This is a genomic window from Halomonas sp. BMC6 (assembly GCF_964204995.1).
Classification (GTDB): domain Bacteria; phylum Pseudomonadota; class Gammaproteobacteria; order Pseudomonadales; family Halomonadaceae; genus Vreelandella.
The window spans coordinates 1,416,113-1,438,685 of the sequence record NZ_CAXNSH010000001.1 but is presented as its reverse complement, the minus strand read 5'-3'; the positions used below and the strand labels follow the sequence as shown (position 1 = coordinate 1,438,685).

The 22,573-nt window shown below is 58.5% G+C and carries 20 protein-coding genes; 9 read left to right on the top strand and 11 right to left on the bottom strand.

Features of this window, described 5'->3' with window-relative positions; translation table 11 throughout:
• Position 1: 1 nt before the first annotated feature.
• The 4 genes from AB6K10_RS06860 to pilM are packed head-to-tail and all read right to left on the bottom strand — an operon-like array spanning position 2 to position 2,791.
• Positions 2–520: a pilus assembly protein PilP gene (locus tag AB6K10_RS06860; protein WP_159341238.1), complete on the bottom strand. Its 519-nt coding sequence runs from the start codon at positions 518–520 to the stop codon at positions 2–4.
• Positions 517–1,167 (bottom strand): type 4a pilus biogenesis protein PilO, encoded by a 651-nt coding sequence (locus AB6K10_RS06855; protein WP_285263941.1) that lies wholly within the window; start codon positions 1,165–1,167, stop codon positions 517–519. The genes AB6K10_RS06860 and AB6K10_RS06855 overlap by 4 nt, the downstream gene beginning before the upstream one ends.
• The gene (locus AB6K10_RS06850; RefSeq protein ID WP_159341236.1) at positions 1,164–1,733 is read right to left on the bottom strand and encodes a PilN domain-containing protein; all 570 of its coding nucleotides are present in this window, start codon (positions 1,731–1,733) and stop codon (positions 1,164–1,166) included. Before AB6K10_RS06850 ends, AB6K10_RS06855 begins: the two co-directional genes overlap by 4 nt.
• Positions 1,730–2,791, bottom strand: coding sequence for a type IV pilus assembly protein PilM (pilM, locus tag AB6K10_RS06845; protein ID WP_159341235.1), 1,062 nt, complete (start codon positions 2,789–2,791; stop codon positions 1,730–1,732). The genes AB6K10_RS06850 and pilM overlap by 4 nt, the downstream gene beginning before the upstream one ends.
• A gap of 193 nt (positions 2,792–2,984) precedes the next feature.
• Here pilM and AB6K10_RS06840 point away from each other — a divergent pair, with 193 nt between their 5' ends.
• Positions 2,985–5,513: a penicillin-binding protein 1A gene (locus AB6K10_RS06840; RefSeq protein WP_159341234.1), complete on the top strand. Its 2,529-nt coding sequence runs from the start codon at positions 2,985–2,987 to the stop codon at positions 5,511–5,513.
• A gap of 101 nt (positions 5,514–5,614) precedes the next feature.
• Here AB6K10_RS06840 and AB6K10_RS06835 read toward each other — a convergent pair whose 3' ends face one another.
• The 4 genes from AB6K10_RS06835 to lhgO form a co-directional block, all read right to left on the bottom strand.
• Positions 5,615–7,627 (bottom strand): TRAP transporter permease, encoded by a 2,013-nt coding sequence (locus tag AB6K10_RS06835; RefSeq protein ID WP_339118269.1) that lies wholly within the window; start codon positions 7,625–7,627, stop codon positions 5,615–5,617.
• A 102-nt stretch (positions 7,628–7,729) separates the two neighbouring features.
• Positions 7,730–8,224 carry a DUF1850 domain-containing protein gene (locus AB6K10_RS06830; RefSeq protein WP_339118268.1) on the bottom strand — a complete coding sequence of 165 codons (495 nt, stop codon included), beginning with the start codon at positions 8,222–8,224 and terminating at the stop codon, positions 7,730–7,732.
• 18 nt (positions 8,225–8,242) lie between these two features.
• Entirely contained in the window at positions 8,243–9,202 is a 960-nt protein-coding gene (locus AB6K10_RS06825; RefSeq protein ID WP_339118267.1) for a TAXI family TRAP transporter solute-binding subunit, read from the bottom strand.
• A gap of 155 nt (positions 9,203–9,357) precedes the next feature.
• Positions 9,358–10,551 carry an L-2-hydroxyglutarate oxidase gene (lhgO, locus tag AB6K10_RS06820; RefSeq protein WP_339118266.1) on the bottom strand — a complete coding sequence of 398 codons (1,194 nt, stop codon included), beginning with the start codon at positions 10,549–10,551 and terminating at the stop codon, positions 9,358–9,360.
• Between the two features lie 111 nt (positions 10,552–10,662).
• On the opposite strand from lhgO, the gene csiR reads away from it, so the two are divergent.
• The 6 genes from csiR (at position 10,663) to gabT (ending at position 17,195) form a co-directional block, all read left to right on the top strand.
• Positions 10,663–11,352 carry a DNA-binding transcriptional regulator CsiR gene (gene csiR, locus AB6K10_RS06815; RefSeq protein WP_339118265.1) on the top strand — a complete coding sequence of 230 codons (690 nt, stop codon included), beginning with the start codon at positions 10,663–10,665 and terminating at the stop codon, positions 11,350–11,352.
• Positions 11,353–11,436: 84 nt separating this feature from the next.
• Complete coding sequence (locus tag AB6K10_RS06810; RefSeq protein ID WP_339118264.1) at positions 11,437–12,615, top strand: acyl-CoA dehydrogenase; 1,179 nt, start codon at positions 11,437–11,439, stop codon at positions 12,613–12,615.
• 53 nt (positions 12,616–12,668) lie between these two features.
• Entirely contained in the window at positions 12,669–13,883 is a 1,215-nt protein-coding gene (locus AB6K10_RS06805) for a CaiB/BaiF CoA-transferase family protein (RefSeq protein WP_339118263.1), read from the top strand.
• Between the two features lie 247 nt (positions 13,884–14,130).
• Positions 14,131–14,925, top strand: coding sequence for an EAL domain-containing protein (locus AB6K10_RS06800; protein WP_159341227.1), 795 nt, complete (start codon positions 14,131–14,133; stop codon positions 14,923–14,925).
• Complete coding sequence (locus tag AB6K10_RS06795; RefSeq protein WP_339118262.1) at positions 14,926–15,864, top strand: sensor domain-containing diguanylate cyclase; 939 nt, start codon at positions 14,926–14,928, stop codon at positions 15,862–15,864. It abuts the gene before it with no gap.
• A 56-nt stretch (positions 15,865–15,920) separates the two neighbouring features.
• Positions 15,921–17,195, top strand: coding sequence for a 4-aminobutyrate--2-oxoglutarate transaminase (gene gabT / locus AB6K10_RS06790; protein WP_159341225.1), 1,275 nt, complete (start codon positions 15,921–15,923; stop codon positions 17,193–17,195).
• A gap of 65 nt (positions 17,196–17,260) precedes the next feature.
• On the opposite strand, the gene AB6K10_RS06785 is transcribed toward gabT, so the two are convergent.
• Complete coding sequence (locus AB6K10_RS06785; RefSeq protein WP_339118261.1) at positions 17,261–17,908, bottom strand: hypothetical protein; 648 nt, start codon at positions 17,906–17,908, stop codon at positions 17,261–17,263.
• 80 nt (positions 17,909–17,988) lie between these two features.
• Positions 17,989–19,419 (bottom strand): cytochrome c oxidase accessory protein CcoG, encoded by a 1,431-nt coding sequence (ccoG, locus tag AB6K10_RS06780; RefSeq protein ID WP_339118260.1) that lies wholly within the window; start codon positions 19,417–19,419, stop codon positions 17,989–17,991.
• Between the two features lie 206 nt (positions 19,420–19,625).
• Between ccoG and mapR the strand changes: the two genes are divergently transcribed.
• Together mapR and AB6K10_RS06770 are read left to right on the top strand one after the other, a co-directional pair.
• Complete coding sequence (gene mapR / locus AB6K10_RS06775) at positions 19,626–21,035, top strand: GntR family transcriptional regulator MpaR (protein WP_339118259.1); 1,410 nt, start codon at positions 19,626–19,628, stop codon at positions 21,033–21,035.
• A gap of 122 nt (positions 21,036–21,157) precedes the next feature.
• Complete coding sequence (locus AB6K10_RS06770) at positions 21,158–21,865, top strand: metal-binding protein ZinT (protein WP_339118258.1); 708 nt, start codon at positions 21,158–21,160, stop codon at positions 21,863–21,865.
• Between the two features lie 340 nt (positions 21,866–22,205).
• Here AB6K10_RS06770 and AB6K10_RS06765 read toward each other — a convergent pair whose 3' ends face one another.
• Positions 22,206–22,562 carry a DUF1826 domain-containing protein gene (locus tag AB6K10_RS06765; protein ID WP_339118257.1) on the bottom strand — a complete coding sequence of 119 codons (357 nt, stop codon included), beginning with the start codon at positions 22,560–22,562 and terminating at the stop codon, positions 22,206–22,208.
• Positions 22,563–22,573 lie beyond the last annotated feature (11 nt).

Here is a 22,573-nt window from a genome sequence, read left to right as displayed (position 1 = left end):
GCTACTCATCCAAGCTGAGCGTTGCCTGACGCTCCTGCCAACCCACCTGCTGATTTAAAATACGTTCGGTGATGTGCACTTCCTGCGGGCGAATGTCGGTGACCTGCCCGTAGTCGGTGCCGAGATAATTGCCTTCACGCACGCTGGTCACGCTGCCGTCCGGCGCGCTGATCAGCGCCACCTGCTGCCCCCCCATGCGCAGCGTGCCCACTAAACGCAGGCTTTGGAGCGGAAACTGCTCGAGCGGCTCGGCCTTTCGCTGCTGGTCGGGAGCCAAGGCGCTGTCGAAGACCGCAACCACGTCGGTCGCCCGCACGCTCTCAGGTGCCAGAAAGGGGCTGCGGGTGTCACTATAGCGGTAATCCACCGGCTGGTATTCGGGAATCGTCGGAATGATGACCGGCGGCTGCCCCGTGGGGGCACGACGAATCTCCTCCATGACCGACTCTAGCTGGCTGAGGTTGGCATCGCCACAGCCTGCCAGCAGCGCCACCATGCCAATGCTGAATAAACGCTTCATGGGGCTGGCACCTCCCCTTCGTCTGCTTCTTCTATATAGCTATAGGTGCGGGCCACCAGCGACATTCGCAGCGACTCCCCGCTCTGCTCGGCAGGCGAGAGCGCGACATCGTGCTGGGTCACGATACGTGCTAGCTGGCTAATATCGGCCACGAATTGCGCCAGCTCGTGATAGCCGCCACGCACCTGAATATCCAGCGGGTGTTCTACATAGTGCGTGTTGCTCACGGTGGGACGCAGGCGAATCGTCTCGATACTGAGGTCATTATCCAACGCCGCATCGCTAATACTGTCCAGCAACGAGGGAATTTCGGCACTGGTGGGCAGCATGGAACGCATGGTGGCCATCTGCTCTTCGAGAGCGGTGAGCTGGTCGCGCACTTCGGGCAAAAACGCCGCTTCGGAAACTTTGCTGCGGTACTCGTTCAGAAGCCGCGCCTCTTGGCGCTGCGCTGCTTCCAGCTCGACGCGCTTTTCGCTCACCAACCACCAACTCAGCCCGCCAAGGGCGACGCCAAACGCCAGTGCACCACACAGTGCTTTGAGCAGCACAGGCCATTCACCCGCCTCTTTGACATCCAGCGCCTGCCAATCCAGGGTTTTCAGCCGCTGCCACTCATCCTGCCACCGCTCGCGCCCCCACTTCATGGCGACTCCTCCTCATCACCGAGCTCTTCCAGCGAGGATTGCACCACTTCGAACTGGAACATGCGACTGTTGCCATCCTGCCCGCTGGTGACTTCCGACAGGAGCGGCACGCCAAGCTCTGGCACGCTGGCGAGCTGACGAAGCTGATCGGAGACCTGACGCTCGCTGCCAGCCATGGCCGATACGCTCACCTGCTCGCCGGTGCGCGTCAGGCGCTGATACACCACGCCATCCACCGCACTCGCGGCGATAGCATTGAAAAGCTGCACGGTGCTGATCCGCTCGGCTTGCAGGGTTTGAAACAGCGTTAACTGTTCACCCAAGCGCTCGGCGGTTTGCTGGTAGCGCTGTACGTCGGCAATTTCGTTGTTCAGGCGCTCGATGTGCTGGGTGATATAGGCATTACGCTGCTGCTGGGCGGCTAGCTTTTGCTGGTAGAGCTGGGCGACCCCCAGGCCCAGGGCAATGCCCGCCACCAGCATCAGCACCACGACTCCGTAAAAACGGCGGGTCCGCTTTTCCCGGCGCGCTTCCCGCCAGGGAAGCAGGTTAATCGTGATGCTCATAGCCCGACCCTCATCGCTAAACCCCCAGCGGTGAGCATGGCAGGGGCATCGTTGGTCAGACCTTCCATGTTGAGGCGCTTGTTGACCCGCATCCGCTGGAACGGGTTGGCAATGGTCACCGACATGCCGCTATCTTCGGCAATGCGTTCAGCCAAGCCGGGAATGACGCTGGAGCCGCCCGCTAGCACGATGTGTTGCACTTCATGCTGACGGCCAGCGGTATAGTAAAGCTGCAGCGAGCGTCCCACCTGCTGCACGACGGTCTCCAGAAACGGATTGAGCACTTTGTCGTGGTAATCCTCTGGCAGGCCACCGCGCTTTTTCGCAAAGCCGGCCTCTTCGTTGCTCAAGGAGTAGTGATCGCGAATAGCGTCGGTGAGCTGGCGGCCGCCAAACACGGTATCGCGGCTATAGACGATATGGCCACCACGCACCACGTGAAAGGCGTTCATGTTCGCGCCGATATCCACCAGCCCGACGCAGGCGTTGGGGTCGCTGTCTACGTTGAGCTGGCGGCGCAGCTCGGCCAGCGAACGCTCCATGGCGAAGGTTTCCACGTCTACCGCCGCGGGCTCTAGCCCTGCCCGCTCCAAGGTTTCAGTGAGCTGCGACACGTCCTGCTGGCGGCAGGCGACCAGAATGACTTGCTGCTGCTCATCATCGAAGGGCGCGGGCCCAAGGCAGTGAAAGTCGAACGCTACCTCGCTGAACGGAAACGGAATATGCCGGTCAGACTCGGCGATGATCCGCTCCTCGATTTCGTCTTCGCTCAGCGATACGGGAAACTGGAGCGTCTTGGTAATGGCGGCGCTGGCCGGAACGGCCACGGCCGCCTTACGCGTAGACGGTTTGGCATGCTCGACGGCACGACTCAGCACGTTGGCAACATCGTTCATATCACGAATGCGGCGTTCGACCACCGCGCCCTCGCGCAGCGGACGCACGGCATAGCTCTCGACCTGATAGTTGTCGTTACACCGTTTGAGTTCGAGTAGCTTGACGGTAGCCGACGTAATATCGACACCAATCAACCCTTTACTGGGTTTTAGTAAGCGCATGTTGAGTTCGGCTCCGCCTGCCTGTCGTGCGAGTTTCGAGGTTACATGATTTTTAGTTAAGGCACACGCCAATGCCTCTACGTCATATCAACACTGGTGGCCGCTGCCTCCCCTTCCTATAATGGCAGCCAATTGCGCGCTATGGCGGTTACACCACCATACCTACTCTTCTTTTCACGGGTGCCCACTGTTCATGACGTTTTTACGAACTCTTGTGCTGTCACTATTTTCGCTGGTCGTTGCGCTCTCGGGTGCGGTCATACTGGCGGTGATCGGTGCCGCTATCTATTTCTCGCCGGGCCTGCCCGACGTGCGCCAGCTGCAGGATTTCGAACTGCACACGCCGCTGCGAATCTTTACCAACGACGGCAAGCTGATCGGCGAATTCGGTGAAGAGCGCCGCATGGCGATCGACTTCGACGACATTCCCCAAGACATGATCAACGCGCTGATCGCCGCCGAAGATGCCAGCTACTTCGACCACGCCGGTGTCGACCCGCGCGGCCTAGCGCGGGCGGCGGTCGAGCTGGTACAGAGCGGCGGCACCATTCAATCGGGTGGCTCTACCATCACCATGCAGGTCGCGCGTAACTACATGCTGACCCTGGATCAGACTTTCACGCGTAAGATTCGCGAGATTCTGCTGGCCCTGCAAATGGAACAAATCCTCGATAAAGAGGAGATCTTCGAGCTTTACGTCAACAAAATCTTCCTAGGTAACCGCGCCTACGGGATTGCCGCCGCCGCCGAGACCTATTACGACAAGCCGCTAGCCGAGCTGAGTCTGGCAGAAACGGCGATGATTGCCGGGCTGCCCAAAGCACCCTCGGCGTTCAACCCGCTGGCCAACTCCGAGCGCTCACTGATCCGCCGCAACTGGATCCTGTTCCGTATGCGCGAGCTTGGCTATATCGATAACGATACCTACCAGAATGCCGTGCAGGCGCCGGTCACCGCGCGCCGTCACTACACGCAAACCGAAGTGGATGCCGCCTACGTGGCAGAGATGGCTCGCCAGTACGCCATCGAGCGCTTTGGCGACACCGCCTATACCGGCGGCTACCGTATTTACACCACCATCGACAGCGAACTGCAGCCCTTTGCCCGCCAAGCGCTGGCCAACGGTCTGATCGAGTACGACCTGCGCCACGGTTGGCGCGGTGCCGAGCAGGAAGACATCGCGCCCAGCTTGGTAGAAGCCCAAGAGCAGACCAATACCCAGGGCCTGGAAGAGGAGCTGTCCGAGTCGCCGGAAATTCGCCAAACCGCACGTCAGGCTGCCCAACGCAGCCAAACCGAAGTCGAAGGTGTGGATGGCGATGTGAGCAACTGGCTACAGGTACTGGAGCGCACGCCTAACTACGGCCTACTGCAACCCGCCATCGTAGTAGAGAGCAGTGGCCGTGAAATGCAGGTACTGACCCGTGGCGGTGAGCTGCAAACCATTCCGTGGAGCGGCCTGAACTGGGCGCGCCCCTATTTGAGCCCGCGTAGCCGCGGGGCCGAGCCCAGCAGCGCAGCGCAGATTGCCGAACGTGGCGATATGATCCGTGTCATCGAAACCGACGACGGCACGCTGCGTCTCTCTCAGCGCCCGGATGCCGAAGGTTCGCTGGTGGCGCAAGACCCGCGCACCGGCGCGATTCTGGCACTTCAAGGCGGGTTCGATTTCAACGCCAGTAAATTCAACCGTGCCGTTCAGGCCCAGCGCCAGTCTGGCTCGATCTTCAAGCCGTTCATCTACCTCGCCGCGCTACAGGATGGCGAAATGAACGCTGCCAGTGTGGTCAATGACGCGCCGGTGGTGCTGGACGACGGCAGCGATTCGCTGTGGCGTCCGGTGAACTCCAGCCGCGACTTCCAAGGGCCGATGCGCCTGCGTCCGGCGCTTGCGCGTTCGCGCAATCTCGTCACCATTCGCGTTCTGCAAACCATGGGGCTCGACCACACCATTCAGTACCTCGAAGGCTTTGGCTTTGCGCCTGAGCGCCTTCCCCGCGGTCTGTCACTGGCCCTGGGGAGCGCCAGCCTCACGCCCATGGAGATGACCAACGCCTACGCGGTGATCGCCAACGGTGGCTTCCAGGTCGCGCCTTGGTTTATCGAGCGCGTCACTCGTGATGACGATAACGAAGTCATTGACGAAGCCACGCCGCAGGTGGCCTGCGTGAACTGTGCCGAGGACCAGGAAACCGTCGAAATCGATGGGAAGAGCTACCCTATCGCGCCCCGCGTCGCTGACCCCGCAGCGGTGTACATCCTGCGTGACATGCTGCGCGACGTCATCACATCGGGCACGGGCCGGGCAGCGCTAAGCCTGAACCGTGACGACATCGTCGGTAAAACCGGGACGACTAACAGCCAGCGGGACGCTTGGTTTGCCGGTTTCAACAGCAACCTCGTAACGACGGTGTGGGTCGGTAAAGACAGCAACGACACCATTGCCGAGTACGGTGCGAATGCTGCACTGCCGATCTGGATCGACTTCATGGGCGATGCGCTGGAAGGGACGCCCTCTGCGCTGCCAGAGCGTCCCGACACCATCGTCACCGCGCGGGTGGACCCGAATACCGGCCGTCGCCTGCACGATGACCAGTCTGGCGGCATCTCGGAGCTGTTCCACCAGGATCATCTGCCCGACTTCCAGCCTCGCCGTATCAGCCAGGAGCTGGAAGAGGCCAGCGGCTCGCAGGGGTCAGGCACGGCAGAGTCGATCTTCTAAGGCACCGACCATCGGTTAGCCCACGGGTGAGCCGTTGACACGAAAAGCCCGGGAGCTGACGTTCCCGGGCTTTTTTGGTGCTGCTTGTCTACTCGGCACACTCAACCGGCAACCGGTGGTGTCTCCCGCTTGCTCGCCTGCCAGTTGGCAGCGATGGCGACGATCATCACGGCGACCCCTGCCATTTCGGTCCAGAGACTCGGGTAGAACACACCGACGATCGCACCGCCAATGGCCAGGCGCGGCAGCCAAGACATGCGGGTGAACAAATACCCCTCTAGCGAAGCCGCAAACGCACAGAGCGCCAGCAGCGCGATGACCGCGTTCCAGACCACCACGAGCACCGGCCCGCCGATGATGATTTCCGGATTGAAGACCATGAACAGCGGAATCAAATAGAGCCCTTTGGCAAACTTCCACGCCTGGAAGCCCGTCTCCATGGGTTTACTGCCCGCAATGGCCGCCCCGGCAAACCCCGCGAGCGCAATGGGCGGCGTGACGTTGGAGTCCTGGGAGTACCAGAACACCACCAGGTGCGCGATCAACAGCGGCACGCCGAACTCCGAGGTAAGCGCCGGCCCGACGAGAACGATCAGCACGATATAGCTCGCGGTCACCGGCAGGCCCATGCCTAGAATCAAACTCGCAATCAGCACTAGCAGCAGCGCGAGTACCAGATTACCGCCGGAGAACGCCAGCATCATGGAGGAGAACTTCAGCCCCAGCCCGGTCAAACCGACCACGCCGACGATGATACCCGCCACCGCACAGGCCATGGAAACCGCGACGGCATTGCGCGCGCCCAGCTCCAACCCCTGTACCAGCTTCACCAGGCCTGCCCATACGACCGCTTTGGTGCGTTCGACCGTGACCGGCTCGCCCTGTTTGGGTGCCACGAAGAAGTACCACAGCGCGTAGCGCAAAACGGCCACCGCCACCATGGTGACGACTGCGTAGTAGCCCACCCGCATGGGTGACATGCTCATGGCCAGCAGCCACACCAGTACCGCCAGCGGAAGCAGGAAGTGCCAGCCATCCTTCATAACCTGACGCATTTGCGGCAACTCGCTCTTGGCCATGCCCTGCATGCCCTGCTTCAAGGCGATGATATGCACGAAGAGATAGACCGTCGCGAAGTACATGATCGCCGGGAGGATACTGATTTTGACAATTTCCAGGTACGGCGTGTTGGTATATTCCGCGATTAAAAACGCGCCAGCACCCATCAGCGGCGGCATGATTTGCCCGCCGGTAGAGGCCGCCGCTTCGATACCCCCCGCCTGTTTGGGCTGGTAACCCAGCTTCTTCATCAGCGGAATGGTAAACGCGCCGGTGGTCACCACGTTGGCAATGGCGCTCCCCGAAATGGAGCCCATGCCCGCCGAGGCCAGCACGGCGGCTTTCGCCGGGCCGCCGCGCTGACGCCCGGTGGCGGCATAGGCCATATCGATAAAGAATTTACCGGCACCGGTGCTTTCCAGAAAGGCGCCGAAGAGCACGAAAATAAAGATATAGGTGGCCGCCACTCCCAGCGGCAGGCCGAAAATGCCCTCTTGGCCAAGGTAAAGCTGGCCCGCTACGCGGTCGAGGCTATACCCACGGTGTTCCATGATGCCGGGCATCCACTCGCCCAGCCAAGGCAGCTCCCCCCGGGGGCCAGCAAAGGCGTAGATAATGGCCAACATGCCAATCACCGTCATACCAAAGCCCACCGCGCGGCGGCTGGCTTCCAGCACGGTGACCGTGGCAATACACGCGACCAAGATATCGGTCTGGTTCCAGAACCCGGCGCGACTGAAGATGGCATCGAGGTTGAGTACCAGGTAGCCGCCGGTGATCAGCGCCCCGGCAAAGAAGACGAGGTCGATGCCCCAGCCCAGAATGCCGCGCTTTCGGTTAGGCCCGAAGGCCGGAAACATCAAAAATGCCAGCAGCATGATCAGCGCCAGGTGAATACTGCGCTGATAGAACAGGCCCAGCGGCTGAATACCCGCCGAGTAGAGTTGGAAGAGCGAGAGTCCCACCGCCACGATGGTGATACACCATAAAACGAAGCGGGGTTGAATCGCATTGCCGCCCGGCATCACAGTCGGCGGTGGCGTGGATTCGTTCATGAAGTCCTCGGAAGCGTTAGCTAACTTAGGGGGTTAACACCCACTTAATTTTTATGAAACGTGACATCGATAAGCGCACATAGCTGGCAAGCGACGCAGGAGTTAGGGCGATGACAAAGCAATCGTGACGCGCTGACCGGCGGCCCGCTCGCTCAAGCTCACGGTGGGATGCTCGCCATCTGGCCACATGACACGGTGGTTGACGGCCTCGGAGCCTACCCGCAGCACGTAGCGGTTGTTCGCCACCGGTTCGTTGATCGCGTTGATCCAGTAACCGCCCTCACCGTCGGATACCTGCTCACCACGCCCAAAGATATGTCCAAGCCCTGCGGCAAAATCCGGTTGATGGCTGCGCTCGAGCAGCAGCGTACCGGCCGCGTTGCGGTAGCAGTCCAACACCGTGAAGTGTTCGACAGAGTGCTGCCACTGGATGCACCAGCGGCTGCCCTCTGGCGCGGCTGCATCCACTAGCGTGTCGCCCTGCTCGGTCACCACCGTCAAGCGCTTAGACGCAGTCGCCGAAGCGAGGGAGGCCCCCGCTTCGGCGAACAAACCACTCACCAGTAAGAGCGCCATCAGTCGTCGTTGCCACTGCATGGCACAGCTCCTAATGGATTAAGGGCGCAGACGGTCCGGGATCTCGGCGCCGACTTCTTCGAAGTAGCGAATCGCACCCGGGTGCAGCGGCACCGGTGTTGAGTTCATGGTGAACTCGATGGTGGTGTCGTTAGCCGCCGGGTGAACGGCAATCAGCTCATCGGTGTTTTCAAACAGAAGCTGGGTCAGTTGGTAGGCCAACTTTTCATCCATATCAGAGTTGACAACCAGCACGTTGGGAATACCGATGGTCTGCACCGCTTCGTCCATGCCGTCATACATACCGGCGGCCAGCTCGTAAGGGGCGAAGACGGCTTCGGCTTCTTGTGCGTTGGCGATTTCTTCATCCGACAGGCCAATGAGGCGGATATCGCGTGTCGCGGCAAGGTTGAGGATAGAACTGGTGGGCGGTCCAACGCTCCAGAAACCGGCGTCGATGTCGCCATCACGGATCGCATCGGCGGTTTCGTTGAAGTTCAAACGCTGGGGGGTAAAGTCTTCGTAGCTCACGCCGTTGGCTTCCAGCAGGGCACGGGCGTTCAGCTCGGTACCGCTACCCGGTGCGCCGACCGACACGCGCTTTCCAGCCAGATCCGCGATGCTTTCGATGTCAGACTCTGCCAAGGTGACGAGCTGCACGGCATTCGGGTACACCGACGCCAGCGCACGGGTGTTCTCGATCTGGCGGCCTTCGAAATCGCCGGTACCGGTGTAGGCTTGGTAGACCGTATCGGCCAGCGCCAACGCCATGTCGGCATCGCCACGCATGATCAGGCCCATGTTTTCGACGGAGGCACCGGTTACTTCGGCCGTGGCCTGAGCACCGTCGATGTGGTTGTTGATCATTTCAGCAAAGCCGCCGCCGATGGGGTAGTACACGCCGCCGGTGCCGCCGGTGGCAATCGAGAGTTGCTGTGCGCTAGCGGGCAGCGCCACGGCTAGCATGGATGCGGCTACGGTATATTTTAGAGTTCGCATGAGCGTTTCCTCCGTCCTGCTTGGACTTATAGGTATGGTTGACGTAAAGGAGGTGTGAAGCCCCAGCCCCGACTCGCCGTTACGGCTGCCCGGGGCGGTGCCAAGAAGTTAGCACGGCTAGTGCGTGGGATGCTAATACAGGCCACACGCTCAGCTTAGTTCACCAGGGTGTTGACCTGCTCCACGATATGAGCACCAATCGGCAGTGCCGAGGTCGCCGCCGGCGACGGGGCGTTGCCCACGTTCACCGTACGTTTTGTATTCACAAACAGAAAATCATCCACCAGCTTGCCGTCGTTGGAGACCGCCTGAGCGCGCACCCCAGCTGGGTAAGGCGTTAGGTCGTCAAGCGTTAAGCTAGGGCAATACTTACGCACCAGCTCTAGATATCCACGCTTATAAAGCGAGTTTTTCATCTCAAACAGCCCAGGTTTCAGATGTTTACCTAACACTTTCAAAATACCGGGATGGGTGAACATCTGTCCCATATCGCTTAGCGACATATCCTGCTTACGGTAACCCTCGCGCTTCAGCGCTAGCACCGCATTGGGGCCTACGGTCACCGTGCCATCGATCATCCGCGTCAAGTGAACGCCCAAGAACGGCATGGCGGGGTCAGGAATCGGGTAAATCAGGTGGTTCACGATCTGGTTGTGGTGCTCGGGTAGCAGATAATACTCCCCACGAAACGGGCAGATCGTAAAGCCAGGGTCTTTGCCCAGCATGCGAATGACTCGATCCGCCATCAGGCCAGAACAGGTGACGAGATAGCGCCCCGTGAAGGTGTCTTGTTGGGTGGTCACCACCACCTCGTCAGCGCGCTCTTCCAAACCGGTGACACAGTGGTTAAAGCGGATCTCACCGCCGAGGCGCGTAAACTCCGCCGCCATGGCGCGGGTCACCTCGGCGTAGTTCACGATGCCGCTGGAGGGCACGAAAATGCCAGCCACGCCGGTGATATTGGGCTCGCGCTCCTTGAGCGCATCGGCTTCCAGCCACTCACGCTCCAGCCCGTTGGCGGCGGTGCGCTCCCACAATGCTTTCATGCGCTGCTTTTCAAGGTCATTGGTGGCTACCAGCAGTTTGCCGCAGATGTCGTAGCGCACATCGTGCTGGTCGCAAAACTCACGCGTGGCGCGGTTGCCCTCCAGGCAAAACTTCGCTTTCAGGCTGCCCGGCGTGTAGTACACCCCCGCATGAATTACCCCGCTATTGTGGCCGGTTTGGTGTTGGGCCGCCCCCGACTCTTTCTCGACCACCAGCAGGCGCTTATCCGGGTAGGCCTGTTGCAGCTGCATGGCGGTGGAGAAGCCTAAAATACCGCCACCGACAATGATGAAATCCCACATGAATGTCGTTACCTGTGCCAAATTTTCAAAATTTATTGATAATAGCCGTTAATTCACGTTGATCGCCACGCCCCTACATTGGTCTAACGAACCTTGGTCTAAGGAGTTCTTATGGAGCACGATGCGCCGCGCCAAAACCTCGCGATTAGCGCCTACCAAGCGCTTAAGCACGACATTATTCGCGGCCGCTACGCGCCGGAAGAGAAGCTCTTAATGAGCCGCTTAAAAGAGTATTACGGAGTGAGCACGGGGCCGCTGCGCGAAGCGCTTTCTCAACTAGTGGCCGACCGTTTAGTGGTAGCGATTAGCCAGCGCGGCTATCGAGTGGCGGCGATGTCGCTGGCCGAGCTGAACGATATCTACGATGCCCGCGCCCAGTTAGAAGGGTTGATTTTGCGCTTGGCGATCGAGCGCGGCGATGACGATTGGGAAGCGAACGTGCTGGCTACTGCCCACCGGCTGGCCAAGGTCACCGAGGTCAGTTCCCCCGATGAGCTGCTGGACGGCTGGGATTTACGCCACAAAGCATTCCACACCGCCATCGCCAGCGGCTGTAACTCGCCGCACCTGCTGCAAATGCGCGATACCCTCTTCGATCAGGTAGAGCGTTACCGCCACTTATGGCTGCAAGAGACCGTGATGTCGCCCCAAGCCCTTGACACCAAACGCCAGGAGCATGCCGCTTTGGTCGACGTGATTCTGGCGCGCAACGCCGAGCAAGCCGCCAACCTGATGCGTGACCACCTCATGACGCCGGTGCCGATCATTACCCGGGTGCTTCAAGCTCGTGGTATCGATTAAATTCTGCGTTTTAAAAAAATGTAGAAATTTTTAAATAACGGCGATACATTGAACGCAACAAGATCACTATTCGGAGTTCACGCCATGACACGCTTCAACTGGGACGACCCGCTACTGCTGGAAAGCCAGCTCACCGATGAAGAGCGCCAGATCCGCGATGCGGCTCACGACTATTGCCAGGAAAATCTGCAGCCACGCGTGCTCAGTGCCTTCCGTGAAGAGCGTTTTGATCGTCAGATCATGAACGAGATGGGCGAGCTGGGCCTCTTGGGCGCGACGGTTTCCCCGGAGTACGGCGGTGCAGGCGTGAATCACGTGGCCTACGGCCTGATTGCCCGCGAAGTAGAGCGTGTCGATTCCGGCTACCGTTCTGCCATGAGCGTTCAGTCGTCGCTGGTGATGTACCCCATTGAAGCCTACGGCTCTGAAGAGCAGAAGCATAAGTACCTGCCCAAGCTGGCCAGCGGCGAGATGGTCGGCTGCTTTGGCCTGACCGAACCCGACCACGGCTCCGACCCGGGCTCCATGATCACCCGCGCGGAAAAGGTCGATGGCGGCTACCGCCTGACCGGCGCGAAAATGTGGATCACCAACAGCCCGATTGCCGATATTGCCGTGGTATGGGCGAAATCTGCCGCCCACGACAACCAGATTAAAGGCTTTATTGTTGAGCGCGGCACCGAAGGCTTCTCCACCCCGAAAATCGAAGGCAAAGTGTCGCTGCGTGCCTCGATCACCGGCGAGATCGTGCTGGACAACGCCTTCGTTCCGGAAGAGAACCTGCTGCCTAACGTTAGCGGCCTGAAAGGCCCCTTCGGCTGCTTGAACAAAGCGCGCTACGGCATTGCCTGGGGTGTGATGGGCACCGCCGAATTCTGCTGGCACGCTGCTCGCCAGTACACTCTGGACCGCAAGCAGTTTGGCCGCCCGCTCGCCGCCAACCAGCTCATTCAGAAAAAACTGGCCGATATGCAGACGGAGATCACCCTGGGCCTTCAAGCCGCTCTGCAGGTGGGTCGCTTGATGGACAGCGGCAACTGGGCACCGGAGATGATCTCGCTGATCAAGCGCAACAACTGCGGTAAAGCGCTGGATATCGCCCGCGTTTCCCGCGATATGCACGGCGGTAACGGCGTGTCTGACGAGTATGGCGTGATTCGTCACATGGTGAACCTGGAGTCCGTGAATACCTATGAAGGTACCCACGATGTGCACGCCCTGATTCTGGGCCGCGCGCAAACCGGCATTCAGTCCTTCTTCTAATCCATACCGACTAACGCATACCAACGAATCGATCACCACTCACGAGGCGCCCAATGAGCACAGCCGCGAAGCCCCTGGCAGGCATTAAAGTCCTCGATATCTCTCGGGTACTGGCAGGCCCCTGGTGCGGGCAGATGCTAGCCGACATGGGTGCCGAGGTGATCAAAATCGAGCGCCCCCAAAGCGGCGATGACACGCGCCACTGGGGGCCTCCGTGGCTTTCCGGCAGCACTGAATCGGCGTACTACCTGTGCGCCAATCGCGGTAAGCGCTCGGTGACGGTGGATATGGCCAAGCCCGAAGGCCAAGCGCTGATTAAACAGCTCGCCGCTCAGTCGGATGTGGTGCTGGAGAACTTCAAAGTTGGCGGGCTAAAGAAGTACGGTTTGGATTACGCCAGTTTAAAGGCGATTAACCCCGGCATTATCTACTGCTCGATCACCGGCTTTGGCCAGGAAAGCCCCTACGCCCACCGGGCGGGATATGACTTCATGATTCAAGCCATGGGCGGCATCATGAGCCTGACTGGCAAGCCGGATAGTGAGCCCGGTGGCGGCCCGGTCAAAAGCGGCGTGGCCTTTACCGATATCTTTACCGGCCTATATGCCGCCAACGCAGTGCTGGCCGCGCTCTACCAGCGCCGCGACACCGGCGAAGGCTGCCACATTGATTTGGCCCTGATGGATGTTCAGGTAGGCGTGCTGGCGAACCAGGCGCTGAACTACCTGACCTCTGGTCAGGTGCCTCAGCGGTTGGGCAACGCGCATCCCAATATCGTGCCCTACCAGGCGTTTGCCACGGCGGATGGTCATATGATCGTGGCGGTGGGCAACGACGAGCAGTTCAAGCGCTTCTGCCAAGTGATCGATCAGCCGCAGTTGGCGCAAGATGAACGCTTTGCTACCAACGGTAGCCGTGTGCAGCATCGCGAGACGCTGGTGCCAATGTTAGAACTCGCTTTAGCATCGCAGCCTACGGATACGTGGCTCTCAGCATTTGAAGCGGTGGGCGTGCCCTGCGGGCCGATTAATACCCTAGATCGCGTCTTCGACGACCCCCACGTGAAAGCCCGAGGCCTAAAGCAAACGCTGCCCCATCGCCTGGCGGGAGAAGTGCACTTGGTGGCGAACCCGATTCGTATCAACGGCGAATCGATCAGCGCCAGTACCGCACCGCCAACCCTGGGCGAACACACGGACAGCGTGCTGGATGCCATCGGCATTACCGATGAACAGCGCCTGGCGCTGCGTCAAGCAGGCATCATTTAGGCCGCTCGAGGCATCACGCCGCTCTCCAAACGCCCTGCGGGGCGTTTTTCATTGGGGAATCCGCCCCCGCCCTGCCCATAGTTCTCTATACAAAACCTATACAGAAAGAGCATGAGCGGCTAGACTGCGACTACGGCTTATTTCACTATTTGTTTAGAAAACACTCACATACTCAGGCTTTTGACGACATCAGTGCGCGGTATTTCTGCCACGCAAGCGAGCGCGAGCGAACACTTCAGGAGACGTTATGGGCAACTGCGCACGGGTGAACGGCACGTGTAAACGCTGTGAAGGGGAACTGCCTTTTGATTTCACGATGGCGTTCCAACCCATCGTCGATGTTCGGCTGGCCCGCGTGGTCACCCATGAAGCCTTGGTGCGGGGGATCAATGGCGAGTCTGCCTGGAGCGTCATTTCTCAAGTCACCGATGAGCTGCTCTACCGCTTCGATCAAGCTTGCCGCGTCAAAGCCATCGAGCTCGCCAGTGAGCTAGGTATGACCACGGATCTCTCCATCAACTTTCTGCCCAACGCGGTTTACGAGCCAGAAGCGTGTATTCAGGCCACGCTGGAAGTCTCCCAGCGGGTAGGCTGGCCGATGGACAAGCTGATTTTCGAGATTACCGAAACCGAGCGAGTGCGCGACCGGCAGCACCTGTGCAATATCATCGACGCTTACCGCACCATGGGGTTTAAAACGGCTCTCGACGACTTCGGTAACGGCTATGCCAACCTGGACCTGCTCACCGACCTCGCCCCGGACAAGCTGAAAATCGACCGCGAGCTGGTCATGCAGTGCGACCATGACCCCCGTCGCCAAGCACTGCTCAATGCCATTATTTTGCTCGCCGCCGAACTCGACATGACGCTGATTGCCGAAGGGGTAGAGACCCGCGCTGAAGCCTTATGGCTAGCTCGGGCGGGCATTACTCGCCAGCAGGGCTTTTACTACGCCAAACCCGCCATTGGCAAACTGGGCACCGAATTGACACCACTGCTTGAAGCGTTGCGGTCAGAGGCCCAGCTAAGCACGGAGAGCTGAATGACAAGCATGAGCACGGACCATCTCTACCAGTTGGTCAACCGTTCCAAACGCAATACGGAGAACGTGATCAAGACCGCACCACTGGGCATCTGCATTACCGACCCTCACGGGAATTTCGAGATGGTCAATCCGGCCTACTGCCAGTTCTACGGCTATCGGGAAGAGGAGCTGATCGGCCAGCACTTCACGCTCGTGGTGCCCGAAGCGTACCGCTCACACATGCGCCAGCTACACGATGACTTCATTCAAGGCGATGAAACTCATGAGCTTCGCCAAGAGTGGGAAGTGCGCTGTAAAAACGGCGAAACCCGCACCATCATCGCCGAAGCTGCCCGCATCGAGGGCGACGACGGTGCTTCTCGCAAGGTTACCTTCATCGTCGATATCACCCAGCGTAAGCAGCTCGAAGAGCGCTTGAAACAAGCCAACGAGCGCCTGGAATATTTAGCCCACCACGACGAACTCACCGGGCTGCTCAACCGTCGCCAAGGGCTCTCCAAGCTGGACGAAGCCCTAGAGCGCTGCCGCCGCTACGGCAATCAGCTCAGTATCGTGCTGTTCGATTTGGATGACTTCAAGAACATCAACGATTCCTACGGCCACAGCACCGGCGACAGCGTGCTCCAAGAGCTGACCCGGGTCGTCAATCAACAGCTGCGGGAAACCGACTTCCAGGTCCGCCTGGGAGGCGAAGAGTTTTTGATCATCATGCCGGAGGTCGATGCGGATTCGGCGCATATTGCCATGGAGCGCATCCGCCAAAAGGTCGAGCAAACGCCTTACACCGAACATGAGCTGACCGTGACCCTATCGGCGGGCATCGCATGTTACATTGAAGCGTCGAGTACTCGAATGCTTGATCGCGCGGATAAAGCGATGTATCAGGCGAAACAAGCAGGGCGCAACCGGATTGTCATCGCATCGTCATCAGTGTGATCAACGCTATTGCGCACTATGCTAAAGCAACACCCTATCCTTAAAGGAGCTGAGTCATGAGCAATGCCGAGCTAAACGAACTAAAGCAGAAATACGTCGCTGCGGGCGCTGCAAGCCCCGCTACCGCCTTTGCGGATCGCGCCGAAAACGCTGAGATCTGGGACGCCGACGGCAACCGCTTTATCGACTTCGCTGGCGGCATCGGCGTCTTGAACGTAGGGCATCGTCACCCGAAAGTCGTGGCAGCCGTGAAAGCCCAATTGGATAAGGTGATGCACACCTGCCAAACGGTCATGCCTTATGAAGGCTACGTCAAAGTGGCCGAGAAGCTGAGTCACATCGTCCCTGTACGTGGTCACGCCAAAGTCATGCTGGCGAACTCCGGTGCCGAAGCGCTGGAAAATGCGGTGAAGATCGCCCGCGCCGCTACCGGTCGCTCTAATGTCATCTGTTTCGATGGCGGCTACCACGGCCGTACTTTCTACACCATGGCGATGAACGGTAAGGTTGCCCCTTACCAAACCGATTTCGGCCCGATGCCGGGCACCGTCTTCCGTGCGCCCTACCCTGTGCCTTACCACGGCGTCAGCGAAGACGAAGCGATTCGCGGCCTGAAAATGGCGCTGAAAACCGACGCGAACCCGAAAGACACCGCTGCGATCATTCTTGAGCCGGTGCTAGGTGAAGGCGGTTTTTATCCCGCGCCGAAGAGCTTCCTCGAAAAGATCCGTGAGATTTGCGATGAGCACGGCATGCTAATGATCATCGACGAAGTGCAGTCGGGCTTTGGCCGTACCGGCAAGATGTTCGCCATCGAGCACAGCGGCGTGGAACCGGACATGATGACCATGGCCAAGAGTATGGCCGACGGCATGCCGATCTCTGCCGTCGTCGGCACCGACACCATCATGGACGCCTCTGGCCCGAACTCCCTAGGCGGCACCTACACCGGCAGCCCCACTGCCTGTGCGGCGGCGCTGGCGGTAATGGACGTCTTCGAAGAGGAGAACATCCTCGAGAAGAGCCAGGCACTTGGCGAAAAACTGGCCGCGCGCTTCAACGAGTGGCAGGGCAAGTTTGATTGCATCGATCACGTGCGCAACATGGGCGCCATGGCAGCATTTGAGCTGGTCAACAACAAAACCGACCGCACGCCAAACCCGGAACTGGCGGCAGCGCTGTGCAAGAAAGCCCGCGAAGAGGGCCTTATCCTGCTCTCGTGCGGTATGTACGGCAACACCATTCGCTTTTTGATGCCGGTCACCATCGAAGACGACGTGCTGAACGAAGGCCTGGATATCATCGAATCCTGCCTGGAATCGCTGATCTAAGCGCTCTGCACCAACGACAACGCCGCCCCTGGGGCGGCGTTGCCGTTTTTACGCATCATATTTTGTTACTTGAACAGGGGCGCCTGCTGGTTCAACTGTCTGATCTGATAAAGATCATGCGTATAGGCATCCCATCTGAATATCAGAGCATTCAGGAGCACCACTCCCCAAATGGCCAACAGGATCATCACCGGCTGATTGACCCACGCGAACGCCGATACGTTGACTGAGTAGTGAATGGTATACACACTCATCGCCGCCAGTAGCTGGACCAACCCACAGTTTGCGATCACCGCCAGAATGAACGCACTCCTGACGTTGATAGACGGCAAGCGCGTCTTGAACAACCGCAGATGACGCACGCGAACACCGCCCTCTCCTGCCTGATGCGACGAAGGACGAGCGAGTGTTCTCTGACGGTGCAGAAGCGGCAGCCCATAGGCCTCTCGCCCCTCCTGAGAGAACGCAATGCGAAGGGCGTCCATGTTAAATCCACGCCCAAAGATGCGCGTTGCCGCCTCTTCAAAGCGTGGCGTATCGGCCTCATCCGACGACGTTTGCTGAGCGGCCGTGAGCGTATCCAGCTGCCTACTTTTATGACCCGAAAGTTTCGCATCGTTAGGTGTATTGATATTAAAGTGCATTTGGTAAATCTGGTACCAAGCGGCTGTTACACCCACGAATATCATCAAGAAAATCAGCACGGTTATCATTTATCTATCCTCATTCCTACTTATCCTCACATCTACTTAGCCTCACACCCACTTATTCTCAAACCCACCTAGCCTCCCTCTTACTGACGGGTCGATCCCAAAAACCGCGTTTCGATGTTAGAGGAGATCGAAGGCTCATCTAACGCAGCGATGTGCAGCACCACCGGGTGGCTCGGCTGGGTCAACGCTGACGCGTCAGCATTGAGCGCCACGCGTAACTGCCTCGTTTCATTAGCGGCCAAGACGAATGTGTCAGCCCCTTGTAAACGCAGGCCGGGCAAGCCGGTGGCGGATAACGCGTACTGGTGTTCCTTCGTATCTTGATTGCGCAGCGTCACGGTGTAGTAGTTGATAATGCGCCCCTCGGCCGTGCTTTCAAACAGCGCCTGACGATCTCGGGCGACCTCTACATCTATAGGCACCCGGGCATTCAAGAAACCAATCAACAAAACCACCATAGAAAGCAGTGCCACCGTATAGGCCAACAGCTGAGGTCGCCAAAACCGCGTAGGTTTGCCCTCTAGCGCGCGCTCGGTAGTGTAGCGAATCAGGCCCAGCGGCTTATCGATACGCGCCATCACGCTATCGCAGGCATCGATACACGCCGCGCAGCCAATACACTCATACTGCAGGCCATCACGAATATCGATCCCCGTGGGGCACACCTGAACGCACAGTTCGCAATCAATACAGTCCCCAACAGCCGCTTCCGCAACCTCTTTGCGATGGCCACGACGGGGCTCACCACGGGCGGGATCGTAAGAAACAATCAGCGTATGGCTATCAAACATGGCCGACTGAAAGCGTGCATAGGGGCACATGTGCAGACACACCTGATGGCGCAACCAGCCAGCGTTCAGGTAGGTAAACAGAGTAAAAAAACCGATCCAAAAAAGCGCCCAAGGGTGCGCCTCTAGGCTGAATAGATCCCTCACGAGCCCACCCACCGGCGTAAAATAGCCCACGAAGGTGACGCCCGTTACCCACGCAATCAGTAGCCAAGCGGTATGTTTAGCGCCTTTTCGCCATAACGACCCCAGCGTGTTAGATGCGTTGTCGCGACGTATCCGACGGTGCCTTGGCCCCTCCAGGCGGTGCTCGAACCAAATAAACAAAAACGTCCATACACTTTGCGGACAGCTATAGCCACACCACACTCGCCCCGCCGCCACCGTGATCAAAAACAGACCAAACGCGCACAGCACCAGAATCCAGGTCAGTAAGATAAAGTCTTGGGGATAAAACGTCGCTGCGAAGAGATGGAACTCCTGGGCAGAGAGGTCAAACCACACCATGGGGCGGTCACCCCACTGAAGCCATGGCAAGCCCACATAGAGCGCTATTAGCAGCCAGTTGGAATAACGCCTTATGCGCTGAAAAAAGCCCTGTATTTCTCGCACATAGATATGCCCAGACGTGGATGTCGAGCGATTAGTAGATTGAGCCTGAGGCGAATGGTGTTCAACGGCTGCATCGGTGGTTAGGTCTTGCAGAGGAATGCGTTGCGTCATACCGATATCCAGAAAAGAGGGAGTGGCGATCTATACGGTCGAGGGGCGTCACCGAATGAGCCGCTACTATGCTCTCCCAGCCAACCACTAAAACAGATGCAGTTTTAGAGAAAAAAGCCGTATCAGTTTTGATATGCTTTTGATTGAGAGTATCGATTCTGTTGATCCCACTAAGCACCCGCGCCAAGCACCAGCGAGTTTATGCCATGAAACGCTATGAACAGTTTGCCGATGAAATAGCCACGCTGATTCGCCAAGGCGTACTGGGCCCAGGCGAGCGCATTCCATCAGTGCGCCAAGCGAGCCGCCATCACGGCATTAGCCCGTCGACAGTGTTTCAGGCGTACTACTTACTGGAAAACCAGGGGCTTATCAGCGCTCGGGCGCGCTCGGGCTACTTTGTTCGTGAACACGCACGGCGCTTGACCAACGAACCCCGCGTCACGCTACAACCCACCGACCCAGCGGAGGTGCAGGTCAGCGAGCTGGTGTTCTCGGTGCTGGACTCACTGCAGGATGATCAAACGGTGCCCTTTGGCTCGGCTTTCCCTAGCCCTGAGCTGTTTCCACTCTCTCGCTTGAGTATCAGCATGACACGCGGCTTGCGGGCGCTTTCGCCCCAACAGGTGGTGGCTGATATGACCACCGGGCACACCGACCTGTGCCGGCAGATTGCTCTGCGCTACATGCTGGGCGGCATTCAACTGCCGATGGACGAACTGGTGATTACCAATGGCGCAATGGAGGCGCTCAATCTAGCCCTACAGTGCGTGACCCAGCCGGGGGATCTGGTCGCGGTTGAGTCGCCTGCTTTTTATGCCAGCCTGCAGGTGTTGGAGCGGCTCAAACTGCGCGCGGTGGAAATTCCGGTTCACCCTCGGGAAGGGATTGACCTAGACGTGCTGGCAGAGCGATTAGCGACGCTGCCCATCAAAGCCTGCTGGTTTATGAGCCACCTGCAGAACCCCATCGGCGCCAGCCTAAGCAACGAGCGCAAGCAGGTGCTTTACCAGTTATTAAAGCAGCACCAAGTGCCCATGCTAGAGGATGACGTGTATGCCGAGCTCTATTTTGGCAGCACGCCGCCCGCTCCCGTTAAGGCCTTTGATGATGAGGGCTTGGTGCTTCACTGCAGCTCTTTCTCGAAGTGCTTGGCACCCGGCTATCGGGTGGGCTGGGTAGCGGGCGGCCGTTATGCCCAGGAGATCTCGCGGCTAAAGCTGATGACCACTATTTCCCCCTCTATCCCCGCCCAGGCCGCCATTGCTGACTACTTACAACACGGTGGCTACGACCGCCATTTGCGCAAGCTGCGCCATGCCTTAGAAGCCCAACAAACCAGTATGCTGGCGGCGGCAGATCGCTACTTCCCAGCGCATACGCGCATCACCCGACCTGCGGGCGGTTATTTCCTTTGGGTGGAGTTTCCCGAACACGTGGATTCGCTGCAGCTGTTTCGCACAGCGCTCGACCATGGCGTTAGCCTCGCGCCAGGCCCCATTTTCTCCGCGACCCAACAGTTTCGCCACTGCATTCGCTTAAGCTATGGCCACCCCTGGACCCAGCGCAGCGAACGGGGGATGGAAACGCTAGGTAAGTTGTTGAGCCGAATCTAAACCCAGTGGACACATTCCCAACGTAAACAAACGATGGCCCTAGATCATTGATAACGCTCTATTGAAACCCTTTAAAGATATGTTATAACATAATTAAATACCGCCAATATGGAGAATGAGTCATGTTTGTACTTTCTAACCCGAAAATCAGCACGCTGGCCTTCAGCATTGCACTACTGACCTGCGCTCAAGTCACCCAGGCCAATGACCATAATCACGACCATAGTCATGATCATGACCATAGCCACAGCGACGCGCACGCTCATGACCATGACCATGACCATTCGCATGATAACGATATCTATGCGGGCTACTTTGACGATGACCAAATTGCCGATCGCCCGCTTACCGATTGGGAAGGCGACTGGCAGTCCGTTTATCCTTATTTGTTGGACGGCACGTTAGACCCTGTTTTCGCCCATAAAGCCGAGGAGGGAGACAAAAGCGCCGAGGAGTACAAAGCGTACTACGATACCGGTTACGCGACTGATGTAGAGCGGATCGTCATCGATGGAAGCAGCGTCACCTTCTTTACCAACGGCGAGCCGATGGCCGGCGACTACCACTACGATGGCTACGAGATTCTAAATTACGAAGCCGGCAACCGAGGCGTTCGCTTCATCTTCGAACTCGCAGAAGAAGCCGATGACGCACTCCCCCGCTACCTTCAGTTCAGCGACCACAGCATCTATCCGACGGATGCACACCACTACCACCTGTACTGGGGAGATGATCGTGACGCGCTGTTGGAGGAAGTGACCAACTGGCCAACCTACTACGCTTCATCGCTCAGTGGTGAAGAGATCGTCGATGAGATGCTGTCTCACTAATCTCACTCATTTTTTCCATGAGATACCCCTCCTTGAGCGCTGACGGCCCCCGCCAGCGCTCTCATTTTATCCCCACCGTTCGCTACGCGCCGCGGCATGATGAGCGTGCAAGCTTTCAATGTGCTCCACTTTCATCTTGCCTCTGCCGAGAAAGCCCGTGAGTAGACGAATAGAAAGGGACGTTGAATCCTATATACATCCAGCCCCCATCTAGCTTGGCATTCATGGTGCTCGTATTTTCCTGGCACTCTTTGCTTCGTTATAGCGCCTGGCAGTGGGCTTTCATATCCGCCTGCCAAGCTCGTGGGCTCACCGGTCCTCTCACCGTCGCCAAAGAGATTTACGCGGGATCGATGCTCATTAGCAGGCGTTTATGGCCATTGTCGAGTGCAGGGCTTCTATGCACCAACCCACGCTCTTCGCTGCCAACCCAACCGCTGCCCTTGATCAAACCAATATCGCCGGGCGCAAGGCGTTGGATGGCAGCAGTGTCAGTGGCAATCTCGGGTTTACCGGGGTGCGGCGCCCCCAGCCCTTTACGATTGATGGCGTACTCCGGCAACCATTCGCTACCGGGCCCAACATAGGTCGTAACGAGGCGCACCGGCAGGTTGTCGCAGTGAAAGCGCGGGCACATGGCACTGTTAAGCAGGCGTAAGCGAAGACCGACGGTACGCGTCTCGAATAAAAAGGCCACCGCGTCGGCGA